Origin of the sequence: Bradyrhizobium sp. NBAIM08 (assembly GCF_020193935.1) — a bacterium.
Lineage (GTDB): Bacteria > Pseudomonadota > Alphaproteobacteria > Rhizobiales > Xanthobacteraceae > Bradyrhizobium > Bradyrhizobium yuanmingense.
This window is the reverse complement of record NZ_JADYVR010001198.1, coordinates 1-390: the sequence shown is the minus strand read 5'-3', so window position 1 is coordinate 390 and position 390 is coordinate 1. Positions and strand designations below refer to the sequence as shown.

Here is a 390-nt window from a genome sequence, read left to right as displayed (position 1 = left end):
AGGTTCTTCAGCTGGGCGTCGATCAGGCCGGGGCCGAACCCAGCCTGCTGCAGTTCGGATTTGACGTCGCGCTCGCGGTCGGCGTCGGCGTACTTGCGCTCCGCCCTGGCGTGCAACTTGACGTGCGTGAACACGCCCTTCGTGAAGCGGCCTTCGCCGCGCAGCAACTCGGCGGCGATGCCGGGGGAGATCCCGTGGATGTTGCCGCGGAGCAACGGCTGGAACGGCACATCGCGCAACGCCTGGACGAGCAGAGGGTTCAGGAACAACTCGCAGAACTGGCGGTAACCGGGCCATGGCTCGCCGCCGCGCAACCGCTCGAACGAGCCGATATCGATGAAGACCGGTTGCGTGCCCACGAATTGCACGTTGTACGGCGACGCGTCCTTC

Annotated in this window: 1 pseudogene; it reads right to left on the bottom strand. The window is 66.2% G+C overall.

What is annotated here, in order from left to right:
• Positions 1-390: pseudogene (locus I6F37_RS44125) on the bottom strand (hypothetical protein); the annotation flags it as partial.